The 16,686-nt window shown below is 40.5% G+C and carries 19 protein-coding genes; 6 read left to right on the forward strand and 13 right to left on the reverse strand.

All coding sequences use genetic code 11. The annotated features are described in order from the left end of the window. The first annotated feature begins 6 nt into the window (after positions 1 to 6). The 3 genes from BST97_RS10495 (at position 7) to BST97_RS16330 (ending at position 1,609) form a co-directional block, all read left to right on the forward strand. The gene (locus BST97_RS10495; RefSeq protein WP_085767190.1) at positions 7 to 540 is read left to right on the forward strand and encodes a 3-hydroxyanthranilate 3,4-dioxygenase; all 534 of its coding nucleotides are present in this window, start codon (positions 7 to 9) and stop codon (positions 538 to 540) included. 49 nt (positions 541 to 589) lie between these two features. Then, positions 590 to 1,207 carry an HD domain-containing protein gene (locus BST97_RS10500; RefSeq protein WP_085767191.1) on the forward strand — a complete coding sequence of 206 codons (618 nt, stop codon included), beginning with the start codon at positions 590 to 592 and terminating at the stop codon, positions 1,205 to 1,207. Positions 1,208 to 1,459: 252 nt separating this feature from the next. After that, positions 1,460 to 1,609 (forward strand): VOC family protein, encoded by a 150-nt coding sequence (locus BST97_RS16330; protein ID WP_317043414.1) that lies wholly within the window; start codon positions 1,460 to 1,462, stop codon positions 1,607 to 1,609. A gap of 10 nt (positions 1,610 to 1,619) precedes the next feature. Here BST97_RS16330 and BST97_RS10510 read toward each other — a convergent pair whose 3' ends face one another. The 6 genes from BST97_RS10510 to BST97_RS10530 are packed head-to-tail and all read right to left on the reverse strand — an operon-like array spanning position 1,620 to position 5,163. Then, on the reverse strand, positions 1,620 to 2,348 hold the full coding sequence (locus tag BST97_RS10510; RefSeq protein ID WP_085767192.1) for a phosphatase PAP2 family protein: 729 nt from the start codon (positions 2,346 to 2,348) through the stop codon (positions 1,620 to 1,622). Positions 2,349 to 2,402: 54 nt separating this feature from the next. Further along, positions 2,403 to 2,804 carry a hypothetical protein gene (locus BST97_RS10515; RefSeq protein ID WP_085767193.1) on the reverse strand — a complete coding sequence of 134 codons (402 nt, stop codon included), beginning with the start codon at positions 2,802 to 2,804 and terminating at the stop codon, positions 2,403 to 2,405. A gap of 4 nt (positions 2,805 to 2,808) precedes the next feature. Beyond that, positions 2,809 to 2,973: a hypothetical protein gene (locus tag BST97_RS15825; RefSeq protein ID WP_157111614.1), complete on the reverse strand. Its 165-nt coding sequence runs from the start codon at positions 2,971 to 2,973 to the stop codon at positions 2,809 to 2,811. After that, positions 2,970 to 3,389, reverse strand: coding sequence for a GTPase (locus BST97_RS10520; protein WP_085767194.1), 420 nt, complete (start codon positions 3,387 to 3,389; stop codon positions 2,970 to 2,972). Before BST97_RS10520 ends, BST97_RS15825 begins: the two co-directional genes overlap by 4 nt. Position 3,390: 1 nt before the next feature. After that, complete coding sequence (gene pheS / locus BST97_RS10525) at positions 3,391 to 4,410, reverse strand: phenylalanine--tRNA ligase subunit alpha (RefSeq protein WP_085767195.1); 1,020 nt, start codon at positions 4,408 to 4,410, stop codon at positions 3,391 to 3,393. A 24-nt stretch (positions 4,411 to 4,434) separates the two neighbouring features. After that, positions 4,435 to 5,163 carry a ceramidase gene (locus BST97_RS10530; protein WP_245833548.1) on the reverse strand — a complete coding sequence of 243 codons (729 nt, stop codon included), beginning with the start codon at positions 5,161 to 5,163 and terminating at the stop codon, positions 4,435 to 4,437. Positions 5,164 to 5,463: 300 nt separating this feature from the next. Between BST97_RS10530 and BST97_RS10535 the strand changes: the two genes are divergently transcribed. The 3 genes from BST97_RS10535 (at position 5,464) to dcm (ending at position 8,203) form a co-directional block, all read left to right on the forward strand. After that, positions 5,464 to 6,450 (forward strand): HU domain-containing protein, encoded by a 987-nt coding sequence (locus BST97_RS10535; protein ID WP_245833549.1) that lies wholly within the window; start codon positions 5,464 to 5,466, stop codon positions 6,448 to 6,450. 124 nt (positions 6,451 to 6,574) lie between these two features. Beyond that, positions 6,575 to 6,850: a DUF6471 domain-containing protein gene (locus BST97_RS10540; RefSeq protein WP_211277428.1), complete on the forward strand. Its 276-nt coding sequence runs from the start codon at positions 6,575 to 6,577 to the stop codon at positions 6,848 to 6,850. Positions 6,851 to 6,853: 3 nt separating this feature from the next. Further along, a complete protein-coding gene (gene dcm, locus BST97_RS10545; protein ID WP_085767198.1) occupies positions 6,854 to 8,203 on the forward strand; it encodes a DNA (cytosine-5-)-methyltransferase in 1,350 nt (449 codons plus the stop codon). Here dcm and BST97_RS10550 read toward each other — a convergent pair. The 7 genes from BST97_RS10550 to uvrC all read right to left on the reverse strand — a co-directional run bounded on the left by BST97_RS10550 (position 8,164) and on the right by uvrC (position 16,551). Continuing rightward, entirely contained in the window at positions 8,164 to 8,850 is a 687-nt protein-coding gene (locus BST97_RS10550; protein ID WP_085767199.1) for an NgoBV family restriction endonuclease, read from the reverse strand. The genes dcm and BST97_RS10550 overlap by 40 nt on opposite strands. A gap of 14 nt (positions 8,851 to 8,864) precedes the next feature. After that, the gene (hppD, locus tag BST97_RS10555; protein WP_085767200.1) at positions 8,865 to 10,028 is read right to left on the reverse strand and encodes a 4-hydroxyphenylpyruvate dioxygenase; all 1,164 of its coding nucleotides are present in this window, start codon (positions 10,026 to 10,028) and stop codon (positions 8,865 to 8,867) included. 29 nt (positions 10,029 to 10,057) lie between these two features. After that, complete coding sequence (locus tag BST97_RS10560; RefSeq protein WP_085767201.1) at positions 10,058 to 10,609, reverse strand: CCC motif membrane protein; 552 nt, start codon at positions 10,607 to 10,609, stop codon at positions 10,058 to 10,060. 15 nt (positions 10,610 to 10,624) lie between these two features. After that, a complete protein-coding gene (locus BST97_RS10565) occupies positions 10,625 to 11,188 on the reverse strand; it encodes a hypothetical protein (RefSeq protein ID WP_085767202.1) in 564 nt (187 codons plus the stop codon). Between the two features lie 35 nt (positions 11,189 to 11,223). Next, positions 11,224 to 12,381 (reverse strand): homogentisate 1,2-dioxygenase, encoded by a 1,158-nt coding sequence (locus BST97_RS10570; protein WP_085767203.1) that lies wholly within the window; start codon positions 12,379 to 12,381, stop codon positions 11,224 to 11,226. A 145-nt stretch (positions 12,382 to 12,526) separates the two neighbouring features. Next, entirely contained in the window at positions 12,527 to 14,752 is a 2,226-nt protein-coding gene (locus BST97_RS10575) for a patatin-like phospholipase family protein (RefSeq protein WP_085767204.1), read from the reverse strand. After that, positions 14,752 to 16,551, reverse strand: a complete 1,800-nt coding sequence (gene uvrC / locus BST97_RS10580) for an excinuclease ABC subunit UvrC (protein ID WP_085767205.1) — start codon at positions 16,549 to 16,551, stop codon at positions 14,752 to 14,754. Before uvrC ends, BST97_RS10575 begins: the two co-directional genes overlap by 1 nt. Between the last annotated feature and the right edge of the window lie 135 nt (positions 16,552 to 16,686).

Genomic DNA, 16,686 nt, shown 5'->3' on the forward strand with positions numbered 1-16,686 from the left:
AACATCATGGCTATTCAAGCACCTTTCAACCTCAACAAATGGATCGATGATAATCGAGAATTGCTCAAACCACCCGTAGGCAATAAAAATCTTTATGTAGACTCTGGCGATTATATTGTTATGATCGTGGCGGGCCCTAATGCGCGGAAAGATTACCATTATAACGAGACGGAGGAACTTTTTTATCAGCTTGAAGGTGAGATTGAAGTTCATGTGCAAGATGAAGGTGAAAAGCGCACCATGAAATTAGGTCCTGGAGATATGTATCTGCACCCAGCAAAAGTGCCGCACTCACCGGTACGTCATAAAAACAGCATAGGACTTGTGATAGAACGCAAGCGCGTGTCAGAAGATGCGGTAGATGGGCTTCTGTGGTTTTGTGACAATTGCAACCATAAGCTTCATGAGACGTATTTCAAACTGAATGATATCGAGAAGGACTTTTTACCGAGGTTTAAAGAGTTTTATGGCTCAAAGGAACTGCGCACCTGTAATAATTGCGGAACGGTGATGGAAGTGGATGAGCGGTTTGTGAGTTAGGCAATTCAGAATGACGAATTCTGAATTCTGAATTAAACATGAATATAATATGTCTCTTGAGCGTAGATTTTTAGAGTTGATATCCAAATACTCTACGGATTCTGTTTATAATCAATCACTCTGGGACCTGATTGTCGAGAAATACAGTGACTCTTCCAGACACTATCACGATCTGACACACCTTGAAAACATGTTCTATCATCTTGAACCTGTTCAAAGCCAAGTAGATGACCTCGATTGTTTGAGTTTTACCATTTTTTATCACGACATCATTTATAAAGCAACGACATCAGATAACGAGCATAAAAGTGCTAATTTTCTAGAAAAAACACTCGGGAAAACCAATTTTGCTGACATTGCTCATTGCAAATGTCAAATTGAAGCTACCAAAAATCACGAATTGTCTGGAAATGCAGATACAAATATCCTTTTAGACTTGGATTTGAGTATTCTTGGAGCTAGGCAGCAGGATTATGAATGCTACACTACAAACGTGCGCAAAGAATTCAAGATCTATCCTGATTTCATGTACCGAAGAGGGCGCGCCAAGTTTCTGAAAGCTATGCTAGGCAAACAGAATATTTATAAGACAAAATTTTTCATTGAGCGATTTGAGTCTAAAGCTAGAGAAAACCTGAAGCGAGAACTGGAAATTCTAAATTCATAATTCAGCATTCTCAATTGAAACCATGAACCTCAACCAAGTCACTATACCGGTCAGCAACGTAGGAAAATCCATCGTGTTTTATCAAACATTAGGGTTAAAACTGATTGTGCAAGGGTTACCAAGATACGCGAGGTTTGAATGTCCTGATGGTAATGCTTCTTTTCCCTACATAAAGTAGATCATAAGATAAAGCCTATCGGAACTTACATATAATATGAATGTGATGATCTGGATTCAAAAGTGAAAGATCTAATGAAAAAAGGAATTGTATTTCACGAAGATCCTGAAGATTGCAGCTGGTTTTGGCGAGAGGCAAGATCGCGCGATCCAGATGACAATCAGATCATTATATATTTTGCCGGTGAAAACGGTTTGAACCCACCTTGGAGAATTGAGAATTAAATTTGAATAATTAAGTTTTTGGATCTCGTTTGAAAATGCGGATCAAATTAAAAATCATTGCACAAAAAACAACCCACAAAAATCCAGCTATAAATCCGCCTGCGATATCGGTTGGGTAATGAACGCCCAGGTAAATTCTGCTTATTCCTATACTCAAAATTAAGATTGTGAGAACAACGGCGCTGATCCATTTTACGGTTTTAGACAGCTTGAAGTGAAAGATCAAATAAATTATAAACCCATAAAAAGCCATCGCCATCATTGCGTGGCCACTTGGGTAGCTGAGCGTCTTGACCTCTACAAGATGTTCTACAGAGGGTCTCGCACGGTTAATCATTTGCTTTAAGATCAAATTGGAGCTCAGCGCTAGGATCAAAACTGCAGAAATCTGAATCACATATTTCCAGTTCTTGAAAACCACGTAAAATAAGATCGTACAGATCACAAATACTATCAAATAGCCCAGCGCATCACCTACCTCTGTCACAAACGTAAAATAATCCGTGAGCCACGGTGAGCGGTATGATGTGATGAATTCACTGATCGACTGATCATAATGTGCAACCGCATCATCACGTACTGAATCTGTAAGATTTACAAAAAGATGAATTCCTCCCACAAAAACAACAAGCGCCACGATACCGATCAGGATATACGGCAGCTGCTCAGAGTATCTTCCAGAGGTTTTCTTGAAAAACTCTTTAAGGTATCTAAGAACTTGGATCAAACTTTTAATCATAACTTATTTTCAGAGCGTTGAACACCTACTGGCGATCACCCTCATTACGTAAAATCAGGGATTTAATACAACCGCTTCAATATCCATAACCGGAGCGTTAGTCGCTGACTCTTCGTTGATAGAATGTGGTGGTGCTGTAAAAACGGTGTCGTACAGCTTTCCGTTCTGGAAGTAGGTAAGAATGAACTCGTTCTCAAATCCAAAAACCTCTGGCATGATCAATTCTACCTTGATTGATGATTTTGCAGCTACCACTTTGAAAGCGTGTCTAAAGGTTGCTGTCTTGCGTCCATCATCGTGTTTCCCACGGCTCATGATCATCACAGACTCCATCGCTTCTCTTGAATCATTGACGAGGTAGACGTTCCAATCGTTTGACGAGAAGTCCTCGTTCCATTCCTTAGCAATGGCTATATAAACATTTTTAACCTTGGGAATTTCAATGTCTTTTTTCATGATTTTATCCTTTGAACTTAGCGTAGATATAAAGTACAACAGCTGCTAGAACTCCAAAACCAATGAGCATCACACCCATAAAAAATTCAAGAACTTCAGCTATAATAGAAATCGCTCCAACTACAATGAAGACAATAAAAAGAACAAAACCCCATAGATATTTTTTCATAATTTCAATTTTTTGGTGATGGAATCGATGAGCGCATGGGTGTTATCTATTCTATTCATTTCTTCTTGACTCATAAAAACATCAAGCCCAGAGTTGGTTCCAAACCCATCGTTGTAATCCTGCGGCTGCTCACTTTTTTCTAAGATGCAGGGATACTGATATTTAGGCAGCCACTTGGACCAGTACTTTTTCTCAAACTCGTCTATATGAAGAAATTCCAACTGTAGATCAGGGTTTGATTTAATTACGCTTTCGCGAAAGCGTGCCCAGTCTTCATTCTCCTTAAATATTCCGTAAGTCAGATCACATAAACGGCACTGGTAGGTTTTGGGACTCAAAATTTTGTGAGCACTATCCAGCCAAGCGTTGAACTTCCCGGAATTTGCGTTATACACAAAAATGAGCCGGCGTGCCAACCTAGATCGCGTTTGAAAACTGCTTGAGGAAGCGCACGTCGTTTTCAAAAAACATGCGTATGTCTCCTATTTGATACAAAAGCATGGCGATGCGCTCCACGCCCATACCAAAGGCAAAACCACTGTATTCTTCTGGATCGATCTTACAATTCGTCAAAACCGCGGGATCTACCATACCACAACCGCCTATTTCTAGCCAGCCCGTACCTTTTGTGATGCGGTAATCAGTCTCGGTTTCCAGTCCCCAGTAAATATCTATTTCTGCACTAGGCTCCGTAAACGGGAAATAAGATGGGCGTAATCTGATCTTACTTTTCCCAAACATCTGCTCGGTAAAATAAAGCAAGGTTTGCTTCATATCTGCAAAGCTCACGCCTTTATCAATATAAAGACCTTCCACCTGATGAAAAATACAGTGCGATCGTGCACTAATTGCCTCATTACGGAACACACGGCCAGGCGATATAGTCCTGATAGGCGGCTGGTTGTTCTCCATGTACCTCACCTGAACGCTGCTGGTGTGCGTGCGCAGCAAAATATCTGGATCAGTCTGGATAAAAAATGTATCCTGCATGTCGCGCGCCGGGTGGTGCTCTGGCAAATTAAGAGCGGTAAAGTTGTGCCAGTCGTCTTCAATCTCCGGTCCCTCGCTTATATTGAAACCTATGCGGGAGAACACATCGATCATTTGGTTTTTCACGATGCTTATAGGGTGTCTGGATCCTACTTTAATAGGGTTGCCAGGTCGTGTGAGGTCATTGATCAGTTTTTGATCTTGACCGCTGTCCTCTACCTGATCTTTGAGCTGTGCTAACTTATCGCTTGCTTTTTGCTTAAGCTCGTTGATCGCCTGCCCAAAAGCTTTTTTCTGCTCTGCAGGAACTTCCCTGAATTTGGTAAACAAATCCTTGATAGTTCCCTTACTGCCCAAAAACTCGATACGGAACTGCTCCACAGCCTCCTTTGAGTCGGCTGTAAACTGCTCAACGCGTTCTAATTGCTCTTTTACCTTATCTAACATGCAAAAAAATATAGGGGGACAAATTTAAACCAATTTACGCTGTTCACGTGATTCTGCACCCACCGATTTCTCTTGATCCAGATAGATGTACCGCATCAGGAAAAAGACGGCAACTCCTCCCAGTGTATGCCATAACCAGTGGGTTCCCATCCAGAACATATCGAGATCCTGTAATCGATCCAGCGTACGGAAGCTCACCGCCGCAATAAAGGACAAAATTGACAAAATGATATTTCCAAAATACCTCCATTTAATACTCTTGCCATAAAAGACAAGCGGTAACACTACTGCAGCTCCAGTTCCCACATATCCCAGCGATGTACTGAACCGTGCAGGAAAATCCAGCCAGCGCGGCAAAATATTAAGCAAGATCACCACAAAGAGCAAAACAATCTTGCTGAGTAGCGTAGTTTTGGCACGAATCAAGAAATAAATACTACACGCCAGACAGAGTAACACGATAGGTACCCAGTCCATGAGCAGCCATATTTCTGCGCTGCGGGTCGCATGATACACCGTTCCACCTATAAAACCGATGAGGTACACCGGCATACAAATCGTAAGAAACAAATGTTTTTTATCGCTCTTGTAAATGAGGTAGGAGAAATATAAGATGGTCGCAAGAAAAATAAAATTACTGACCGTATTGAAAGGTTCCACGGGAAAACGATTCATCACTGTTTCCTTATAAATAGGACCGCTGTCTTGTATTTCTTGAAACCAGTTATTCATCATGATTTTGGGATGACTCAAAGTTCGCGAGTTACAATTCTATTTTGAGTTAAAATGTTTTTAAATAGGTACGCTTTCGCGAAAGCGGAACAATTTGAAGTTCTGTCATGCTGGACAAGCGTAGCGGTTCCCGTACAGCTGTCGGGACACCATCTTTTTGTACAAGACTTCTGATGCTCAACAAATCGAAACATGTATTAAGAGACCCTGTCCCGATAGCTATCGGGAATCACATAGCGTCGCATTCAGAGTGACAAGATGAATTTGCTCATTTTTGATAACTTCTAGTCGCAGTCACTTTGATCAAAGCCGTAAATTTTTATGTTTGTAGCGATGAATATTGCTGAATACATCTCAGAATTGCTGTATCGCCATGAGTGTGTGGTGATTCCAGGTTTTGGCGCGTTGATAACACGACGTGTTCCCGCGCAGTATTTTCAAAGTACGCACACCATTTACCCGCCTAAAAAAGGTTTGAGCCTTAACGCTCAGATCACACAAAGCGATGGTCTGCTAGAAAACTACATCGCCAGCGACTTGAGTATCCCATTTTCTGATGCGCGCCTTGAGGTGGAAAGAGCCGTTCAATCGCTCAAGAATCAAATGGACGAGGACGGCAGTGCCACACTTTATAAGATCGGTCGCTTTACCCTTAATGCTGATCAAGGGATTTCATTCACGCCTATGTATGTGTTGAACTACTTGCCCGAAGCTTTTGGGTTGAGTACGCAAGAATTGATCGCAATTCAAAGTGAAGTTGTCCCGCAATCTGAAACACAAGTTGAGGAGCAAGAAGATCAAGTTCCCGTAATCCCCATGCCGATTCAGGAAAAGGATCAAGAAGAAACCACTGAAAAATCTACGCCTTGGTTGCGTTATGCTGCCGCTGGTGCGGTGCTTTTAGGTTTGAGTTATATAGGTTTTAGAGGATACGAGAACCAAAAGCAGCAAGAAGCCCTCGCCATCGAGCAAAAGGCTGACAAACACCTTCGTACCAGAATTCAGGAAGCTAACATTTTTATAAGCGATCCTTTACCGAGTATTGAGCTTACCGCGGCGCCTCAGATCAAGAATTTCCACATTATCGCAGGAGCTTTTAGAGAACCTGCAAACGCTGCAAAGCGCGTGCGCCAACTCAAAAACAAAGGGTACAACGCAAAAGTAATAGGCGTGAACTCTTATGGATTGCACAATGTCGCTTTTGACAGCTACGCCACCCGTGAAGAAGCTTCAAACGCTCTTACCGAAATCAAAAATTTGGGCTATGATTCGGCTTGGATGTTTGTAGGGGAGTTGCCGGAGGAGTGAATTTTCCCATTAGTTTCTGCTTAAACCGAAAAATCATTTCTAACGTTAAAATTCTCACTTACGCCTTATAATTTGCATATATGCAAATTATAAGGCATATTTGCAAACACAAAGTTAGTTATCTGTGGCAAACTGGAATGATAAGGTGAAAAGGTTGCTCAAATCAGAATTGGTTAAACGAGGGGTTTCTCATGCTGAACTAGCCGATCTTTTGCATAATTTAGGAGTTAAAGAATCTAAATCAAGCATTGACAGTAAGATAAGCAGAGGGAGTTTTAGTGCAACATTTTTAATTCAATGTTTAATTGCGATAGGTTGTGATAAGATTGAAATTACCAGTTACGAGACAGAAATACTTATGGCAGCAGAGCCAGAATCAAAATACAAAATCGAAGCATAGATCATGACAAAAGTTAAGTTTATTGATTTGTTTGCCGGAATGGGAGGAATTAGGATAGGGTTTGAAAACGCATTCAAAAGTTTGGGGTACGAAACAGAATGTGTTTTAACCTCTGAAATCAAATCATATGCGGTTAAAACGCTTGAACACAACTTTGATAACGATTTCTTTGGTGGAAACATTTTTGATATTCCAAATGAATTCATACCAGATTTTGATTTTCTTCTTGCTGGCTTCCCTTGTCAGCCATTTAGTGCGGGTGGGAAACGTCAAGGGTTTTTGGATACCCGCGGCACTTTGTTTTTCGAAATAGAAAGAATTTTAAAGGAAAAAAAACCTCACGGCTTTATTTTGGAAAATGTTGAGGGTCTTGTTAAACATGACCTAGAGGACAAGAATGATAAAATTGGACGTACATTAAAAACAATTCTATTTAAACTTGAGAACGAATTAGGATATCAGGTTTCTTGGAAAGTTTTAGACTCTTTAGATTTCGGATTGCCACAGTCCAGAAAAAGAATTTTTATAGTAGGGACAAGAGGCGAAAAAGTATCATTGAGTGTTGAAAGTGTTAATTATAAGCCTTTGAAGTCCATATTGGAGAAAGGATTAGAACCTTTAGATACAAATTTTACCCAGAAATTGCTCAGCAATTTTGAATTGGAAGATTTGTATGGAAAGTCAATTAAGGATAAAAGAGGAGGTGAAAACAATATTCATAGCTGGGACATTGGTTTAAGAGGGCCCGTTTCTGATGACCAGATTATTTTATTGAACCAATTATTTAAAGAGCGAAGGAAAAAACATTGGGCGGAAGAAATTGGTATAGATTGGATGGATGGTATGGCATTGACCTTAGATCAGATTGCAACATTTTCTAATTTCAAACACCTAGAAGAAATGTTAGAGGACTTGGTTAGAAAAGGATATTTACGCTTTGAACATCCTAAAAAATTAGTGAAAGAGCAAACTTCGCAAGGTTTTAGAAAGTACCGTGTTTATGACGAGACCAAACCTAAAGGTTATAACATAGTAACAGGTAAACTAAGTTTTGAGATAAATAAGATACTTGACCCAGAGGACATCGCACCGACTATCGTGGCAACTGACGCTTCCAGACTTGCTGTTCCTGATAATGGAGGACTAAGAAGACTTACAGTAAGAGAAGGTCTCAGACTATTCGGTTATCCTGAATGGTATGAGCTCCCTGTAAAGAAAAATGAAGCTTTTGACCTTTTAGGCAACACAGTAGCAGTACCCGTAGTGGAACATGTTGCCAGCAGATTAGCTATAAAATTTCAAAGTTCATTAGACTATTCTACAACAAGCATTTCACCTGTATATTCTTCGTAATTTTTTAGTACTTTATTCAACCAATGTCCATTTTTGAAACGTGTTTGTGGATATTGATATCTTGTATTGTTTAACGCAGAAAGAAATTCTTCTTTTGAATTGAAGGGCTTAAATTTAGAACGCGTTGAATACCAGACGCTGGGTCTGATGTTATAAATTACATTTTTCTTCTCCTGTACCTTCAATGGGTATGTACTACTTGGACACGCTAACTCCCATATTTTTTTCAACCATACATTCTTGATTCCGATTTGTCCATCAATCATTTGATAAGATAGGATTAAGTAATCTGAATCTAGACGATACGCATGAGTCAGTAAAGAGTTGCAATAAGAATCGAAATTTGCAAGATCAAAACCTGGACCTCTATCAAAGTCGAAAGACTTAACCTCAAGAAGGCCTTTTGTAAAATCATCTGGGTTCAATAAAAAGTCAGGAAAGGATTGAGAATTATTGTTTTCAACAAAATCAATAGAATTCTCAGTAAACCAAGCTTTAAGCCATTCCTGAAGTAAATTTCCAACAGAATCTTTAGTCTTGATCAAGATGCTTAAGTCTTTTACCGTAAACTTGATGTTTCCAGTTTCTCCAATAATTCCATAGTCATTTACCAGAGCGTCATAAAGCTGTGAGGCAGATAATTTCATACTTTACAGTCTTTCTACAAAGTCCCCCTCCTCGCCTGCTCGCGCTCAATCGCCTCAAACAACGCCTTGAAATTCCCAACGCCAAAAGACTGCGCTCCCTTGCGCTGGATTACCTCAATAAACATGGTGGGGCGGTCCACTACGGTTTTAGTGAAGAGTTGGAGTAAGTAACCTTCTTCATCGCGGTCTATAAGAATACCGTGCTTTTTAAGCACTTCAACGTCTTCATCAATGTCGCCTACGCGCTCTAATAAATCATCGTAATACGCATCTGGCACGTAGAGAAATTCTACACCACGATCGCGCATCGCGCTTACAGTTGCGACGATATCATCGGTGGCTACGGCGATGTGTTGCACGCCAGGACCATTGTAAAAATCAAGGTATTCCTCGATTTGTGATTTTTTCTTTCCTTCGGCGGGTTCATTGATGGGGAATTTGACGCGGCCGTTACCGTTACTCATTACTTTACTCATGAGTGCGGTGTAGTCCGTAGAAATGTCATCGTCGACAAAAGAAATGATTTGTGCAAAACCCATAACCTCGCCATAGAACTTACACCAAGTGTTCATCTCATTCCAACCAACATTTCCTACCATGTGATCGATGAACTTCAAGCCTACTGGCTCTGGATTGTAGTGTGATTCCCATTTTTCAAATCCGGGAAGGAAAATTCCATTGTACTCATCACGTTGTACAAACATGTGAACGGTCTCACCATAAGTATAAATTCCTGAGGTGATCACTTTTCCGTTTTCATCTTCGTGAGTTTGTGGTTCTTGGTAAGGTTTTGCTCCTCGTTTGGTGGTTTCTTCAAAGGCTTTGACTGCATCTTCTACCCATAAGGCGACCACTTTTACCCCATCACCGTGCTCATTAATGTGTCTGTTTAATTCTCCATCTTTCTGAAGAGGCGTTGTTAGGACCAATCGTATTTTACCCTGACGCAACACGTAAGAAACCCGATCCTTCAAACCAGTTTCAAGACCTGCGTAGGCCTCAGACTGGAAACCAAAAGCCGTTTTATAGAAATGGGCACTTTGCTTTGCATTACCCACATAGAGTTCTACATAATCCGTTCCCAAAAGCGGTAAAAAATCTTCGGCTTCTTGAAACAGTTTTTTGAGTCCGTATTCAGTGTTTTTTAAATCGCGTAAGTTTTTTATTTCTGCAGGCATGAATGCTGTTTTTTGTTAAGATACTAAATTTAATTGTCAAAAATAACTTCTTCGGGTGGTTCTGGAGTGGAGAGGGTATCAGGTTCCGCATCAATGTCTTCTATATCATCTTCATAGATCCAGTCATCAGTACTTTCTTCTAGAACGCCATCATCTTCACCATAAATTCGTTGCTCAAATTGGTCTGGATTTCCTATGTTCTCCCAATCTCCATCCATTATAGAATAGAATATGCTTCCAAAAAATAGAGCCAGAATAAGAAAGCCGATTGTTACCAATGATGAGAGAACTACACTTATTATATTCAAGATACGCCCATTCTGGACGCTTCTAAAAGTGGCTTGACTGTACTTATCTGGATTAGATCGATAAATTTTAAGACTTCGATTTGCTTGTACAAGTCCTATAATACCTAGAATTAGAGTAATGATAGCGATAACTCCGTAACACCAGCATAAAACTAGAAAAATAACTAATGATACTATGCCCAGCGTAAGCGCCAGAGGATCTGCTGGTAATTTTTGACCTTCATACGGATGCTTGTTTCCGTAATTATTGCCTTGGGAAGTGGGGTTTTCCATGAATATGATTAAATCTTAATTTAAAATAGAATCCGTTTCTATGGATTCTGGTTCTGGATCTTCCTCGTACTCCCAATCATCTTCTGTAGTTTGATAAGTATCTTCAGAAGCATCTTCAGAATCGTACTCTTCCATAGAGTCCATTTCAATACCTTGTTGCTCCATTATTTCTTCCAGAAGATCACGATCCAAGAAAGCAAAATTCATGATCATACTCAAAATACCTAAGACAACTACAACTGCACTAACGATCAACATCACTAGGTTGAAGGTTTTTGCGCTTTGGACTTTTCTCAAACTATTTGGATCAAAATCTTGAGGTGATTCATTGTATCTACGGATCGAACTGTTTGCCAATACCAAACCAATTATACTCAGAATCAATGAGATGTAGTAACCACCTACACAACAACATATTACAAAAAGACATAGCGCTATAATTGCCAGCGTCATAGAGGTGGGATCTGCAGGTAGTTTTGCATTAAGATGATCATTCCCGAATCCACCTTGATTAGATTGCATCCTTTCAGGATTGTTAGAGTTTGCATTATCAAACCCAGAATTAGTAGAATTTTCCAATGTTTTATTGATTTAGTAAGTAAATATTAATCTTTTTATTCCAGCCAGCTCTTATGATAGCTGTCATCAGCAATCGCGAGTCCGTCTTTTGTCACTTTGAGCGGTTTAAAGGTATCTACCATTACCGCAAGTTCCTCGGTTTCTGTTTGACCTATACTGCGCTCTACCGCTCCAGGATGTGGCCCATGGGGGATTCCTGCCGGGTGTAGACTTATGTGTCCCGCTTCTATATCATTACGGCTCATAAAGTCTCCATCTACATAATAGAGTACCTCATCGCTATCAATGTTACTGTGATTGTAGGGTGCCGGTATACTTTCTGGATGGTAATCGTACAACCTAGGTACAAAACTGCATACTACAAACGCATCAGTCTCAAAGGTTTGATGCACTGGTGGCGGCTGGTGTATGCGACCCGTTATGGGCTCAAAATCATGAATGGAAAAAGCGTATGGAAAATTATAACCGTCGTAACCTACCACATCAAATGGATGGGAGGCATAAACCATGTCAAAAATCTCGTCTTGCTTTTTTACCTTCATCAAGAAATCGCCCTTTTCATCGTGCGTTTCAAGTGTTTCCGGTCTGCGCAAATCGCGCTCACAAAAGGGCGAGTGCTCCAGCAACTGACCGAACCAATTGCGGTAACGCTTAGGTGTGTAGATCGGTCTGCGGCTTTCTACGATGAAAAATCGGTTCACCTCTGTATCAAAATCGATCTTGTAAATAATCCCGCGCGGGATTAATAAATAGTCTCCATATTTAAACTCGAGATTCCCAAGATGGGTACGCAAGACGCCAGATCCTTTATGCACAAAAATCAGCTCATCTGCATCTGAGTTTTTATAGAAATAATCTTTTGTGGATTCTTGTGGTGCAGCCAGAATGATGCTCACATCACTATTAGTCAATACTGTTTTGCGGCTCTCCAGATAATCTGGAGCTGGCGTGATTTGAAAGCCCTTTAATCGATAGGATTTCAAGTGGTTTTCAAGTGCAATTTCAGGCGCAACGCTGTAAGAACCTTTGATTTCCTTCACCATTGTGGGGCGGTGCATGTGATAGGAATTTGTGGACATTCCATCAAATCCTATAGTCCCAAAGAGCTGCTCGTAATAGAGCGATCCATCAGGTTTCTTAAAAATCGTGTGTCGTTTGGGTGGAATTTTCCCCAGCTTATGGTAAAAAGGCATCTTCAGGTTTTGCTATTCTGTAAATTTCGTAAAATTCTACAAATGCACCCAGTTAGTTAGAAGTATTTCTTTTGTGAACTACTTATTTTAGATAGTACGCTTTCGCGAAAGCGAGATCTCAACAAACCGTATCAATCTTTTGAAGTTAGAACCTAAATCCTATTACCACAAAAACCTCAGCATCATCACGCTGTGGAGAAAAGCTGTACTTCAATTCTACCGGACCTAGAAAAGTCTCTATTCCATAACCCAGAGCATAGCCCGTATATCGCGCATTTGTAAACCAGTCGTCTTGTTCAAAAAGCTCATCTTGCACACTGGCGAGATTGACATGAAAAGAAAGGTGGTTTTTTGGAAAAAGCTCGTAATCCAACTCTCCCAAAAATTTAATCATAGTGTCACCACTTATGTCAATAAAATCATAGCCATAGAAAGGGACGTAATTTGAAAAACGCTGATTCCCATAACCTCCAAGGTAAAAATTTAAGGAGGGTCGCTCTGGATAACCTATAGTCACTCCCACATGTCCCTCAGTACGCAAACTGAATTTCCCATAACTGAAGGCACGTCCCACCTGTAATTCTGCGATAGAGAACTTATTAAAATCCTCTTTGAATTCTGTATTCAGGAAATAAAAGTTAAAACCTCCTTTTATAAACCATCCGGAACTCGCATAAATGGGATGATTATAACTATCGTATTCCAAGTCTCCAAAGATGCTGGTTGAACTGCTCCTGTCAAAGATCGTACGCTGCTCTTCTGGATCATTTGTGGCTAGCGTTTCTGTGAAAAGGTTAAAAGACTTGAGTTCCAGTCCGGAGGTGAGGTTAAACCGGCGATCAATTTTTGTACGGAAAAACAATCGCTGATTGTACTCGCGGTACCTCAGGTCTATATTATTGACATTGGGAAATTCAGCAGGGGTTAGACCCTCAATGAGTTCAGTGCTCACATCTTTTGTGAACCTGTGGGAATCGCTGTTAAAACCTATAGACCAGTAAATGTCCAGATTCACATCGTAATTAAAATTGTACCTAAGATTATCTCCCACGATGAAGTCTATCGAGCCCATATCTTGATTGAATAAGATATTTTTACGAGTGAGATTAATGAGGGCTCCACTTTTAAAAAGCTCATCATAATGCAGGCTCAAATTCAGTGAATTTTTTACATCTGTCTCAATAACGTTAATCTGTAATTGATTTCCTCTATTAGTCAGATTTATAGAATAATTGATTTTGGTAAAGTTTTGAGTGGCCTGCAAATTGTTGATCCCGTTGCGCAAATCCTCAAAATAGATGTATCCAGGAGCCTTCAGTTTGAGCCTACTGGTCACGTAATTGTCTGAATAGTTTGAATTACCACTTACTGAAACAGAATTGATATAAATGCCCTCACGTCCAGTACCTAAAAGTAGTTCTTTTTTATATCCCGTACTCAATTTCTTTAGATCATCTGCATGATCAATGGTGGCCTTCTCACCTGAAGTAATGATATCACGTCCCTCATCAAATGATACTACCGTAAACTTTTTAATATCTGGATGAATGTATATGTCTGTTTTAGGACGTTTCTTTTCCATGTCTTGAATCGTACGGAAATTGTTGATCTGTGTCAAAATATCGAGAGCACCTGAAAGCTCATTACGGCTTTTATAATCGTCTTGTACGTCGACTCCTATGATAAAGTCCATTCCTTTTTCTCGAAGCTTCTCAACAGGATAGTTATCTGTCACGCCACCGTCAGTCAGCAGCCGTCCATCAATTTCTACGGGAGCAAAAATACTGGGCAGCGCGCCACTGGCATTTACTACTCTAGGCAGGTAACCGTTTTCTAAAACGATCTCCTGACCGTTCTCAATATCTGTAGCGATGCAAAAAAATGGGATAGGTAATTTGCTGAAATCCTGCTCATCTCTAACGTGTACTAACAACCTTGAAAGAAAATTATAGACGTTCTGACCCTTACTCAAGCTGCTAGGCAATTCCACCTTAAAATCCTTAAAAGGTAAAGTCACGGCATAACGCTCAGATCTCAAGCGCTCTTTAAGTGTCCTAGCTCCTCTAGGAATATCGTCTGAGATGAGATCGTCAAAATTGGTTTTTTCAAAAATCGAGTCCAACTGCTTACCTGTGTAGCCGCTAGCATATAAGGAACCTATAATCGCTCCCATGCTCGTTCCAGCAATGTAGTCGATCTCGATACCCAGCGAGTCAATAACCTTCAATGCACCGATGTGTGCTAAACCCTTTGCGCCACCTCCCGATAACACTAAACCAACCTTGGGATCTTTTGATGCTTTCTTGACATCATCTTGAGAAAAAGATAAAATCCCCATCAATAGAAACGATATAAAGAAGGCTTTCTTCATCAGGTAGTAGTGGTATTGTAGTGATCTATGATTTTTTGGGCACGAGAAGTTCCTACCACTTCTTCTAGTTCTTTGAAAGGTGCTTTTTTGATGCGTTTTACACTTCTGAAATGCTGTAATAACTGAATGGTCGTTTTTTCACCTATTCCTGGAATGTTATCTAGTTCCGTCTCAATGGATTGCTTACTGCGTTTGTTTCTGTGGTGGGTAATCCCAAAACGGTGCGCCTCGTTACGCATTTGCTGAATCACCTTTAGGCTCTCAGAGCGTTTATCTAGATATAAAGGGACGGGATCATTTGGATAAAAGAGTTCTTCTAATCTTTTTGCAATACCAATGATGGGAACTTTTCCTCTCAGACCCAATCGATCGAGCGCTTTAACGCCACTTGAGAGCTGACCTTTCCCTCCATCTACGATGACAAGTTGTGGTAATGGCTGGTCTTCCTCGAGCAGCCTTCTGTAGCGTCGGTACACCACTTCTTCCATGCTGGCAAAATCATCGGGACCTTCTACGGTTTTAATGTTGAAATGCCTGTAATCGCTTTTGCTGGGTTTACCGTCTTTGAAAACCACGCAAGCCGCGACAGGATTAGTTCCCTGAATGTTTGAATTGTCAAAACACTCCATGTGTCTGGGCTCTTCATCCAGTCGTAGATCTGCTTTCATTTGGGCCATGAGACGGTTTACGTGTCTGTCTGGATCAACGATTTTGATCGTTTTAAATTGTTCTTGACGGTAGTATTTTGCATTACGCTCTGAAAGCTCGATGATGCGTTTTTTATCTCCTAATTTAGGAACAGTAACTTTGAGCTCTTCACCTAGATCTACCTCAAAAGGTGTATAGATTTCTCTAGACTGAGAATCAAATCTATTGCGCAACTCAATAATTGCTAGCTCTAACAACTCTTGATCTGATTCATCAAGTTGTTTTTTCAGTTCCAGGGTATGTGATCTGGTTATTGCTCCATGATTGATCTGGAGGTAGTTCACATAACCAGCGCCTTCATCACTTACAATAGTAAATACATCCACATTTGAAATGTTGGGATTCACTACGGTTGACTTGGCCTGGTATCTCGTAAGAATATCCAACTTCTCTTTGATGCGTTGAGCATCTTCAAACTCCATTTTTTCTGCATGCTCTTGCATGAGTTCTGTAAAGTACTGGACAGCTTGTTTGAAATCTCCTTTTACGATCCCTCTTATAGCCTCGATACTGCGATTGTAGGCAGCCTCGCTTTGTAGTCCCACACAAGGCCCTTTACAGTTTCCTATGTGATACTCAAGACACAATTTGAATTTACCTGCATCGATTTTTTCTTGTTGCAAGTCATATTTACAGGTGCGTATGGGATAAAGCGATTTTACAAGTTCTAGCAGCGTTCTTACCGTTCTTACACTCGTGTACGGGCCAAAATACTCACTACCATCCTTAATCATTTTACGCGTAAGGAAAACTCTGGGGAAACGCTCGTTTTTAATGCAAAGCCACGGATAGGTCTTGTCATCTCGCAACATGATATTGTACCGTGGGTTGCGACTTTTGATCAAACTATTCTCCAGTAACAGGGCGTCAGTTTCTGTGTTTACCACAATATGTTCAATGCGATGGATGTTTTTAACCATCGTACGTATCCTGAAACTATCGTGACTTTTTGTGAAATAGGACTGAACGCGCTTCTTCAGCTTCTTTGCTTTCCCTACATAAAGCAACCGATCTTTTTTATCATAATAGAGATACACGCCAGGAGAGAGCGGGAGCGTTTTGATCTGTATGTCGATAGGCGGTTGTTTCATAGCCTTTCAAAGGTAGTCAAGATGATTGAGATAATCACGTTAATGCCCCCAAACCCCCAAAAGGGGCTTCGCTCATGAGAAATGGTTCAAGAATAATCTCAGTAATGCACAACATCTCTCGCTTTCGCGAAAGCG

Origin of the sequence: Nonlabens spongiae (assembly GCF_002117125.1) — a bacterium.
GTDB classification, from domain to species: domain Bacteria; phylum Bacteroidota; class Bacteroidia; order Flavobacteriales; family Flavobacteriaceae; genus Nonlabens; species Nonlabens spongiae.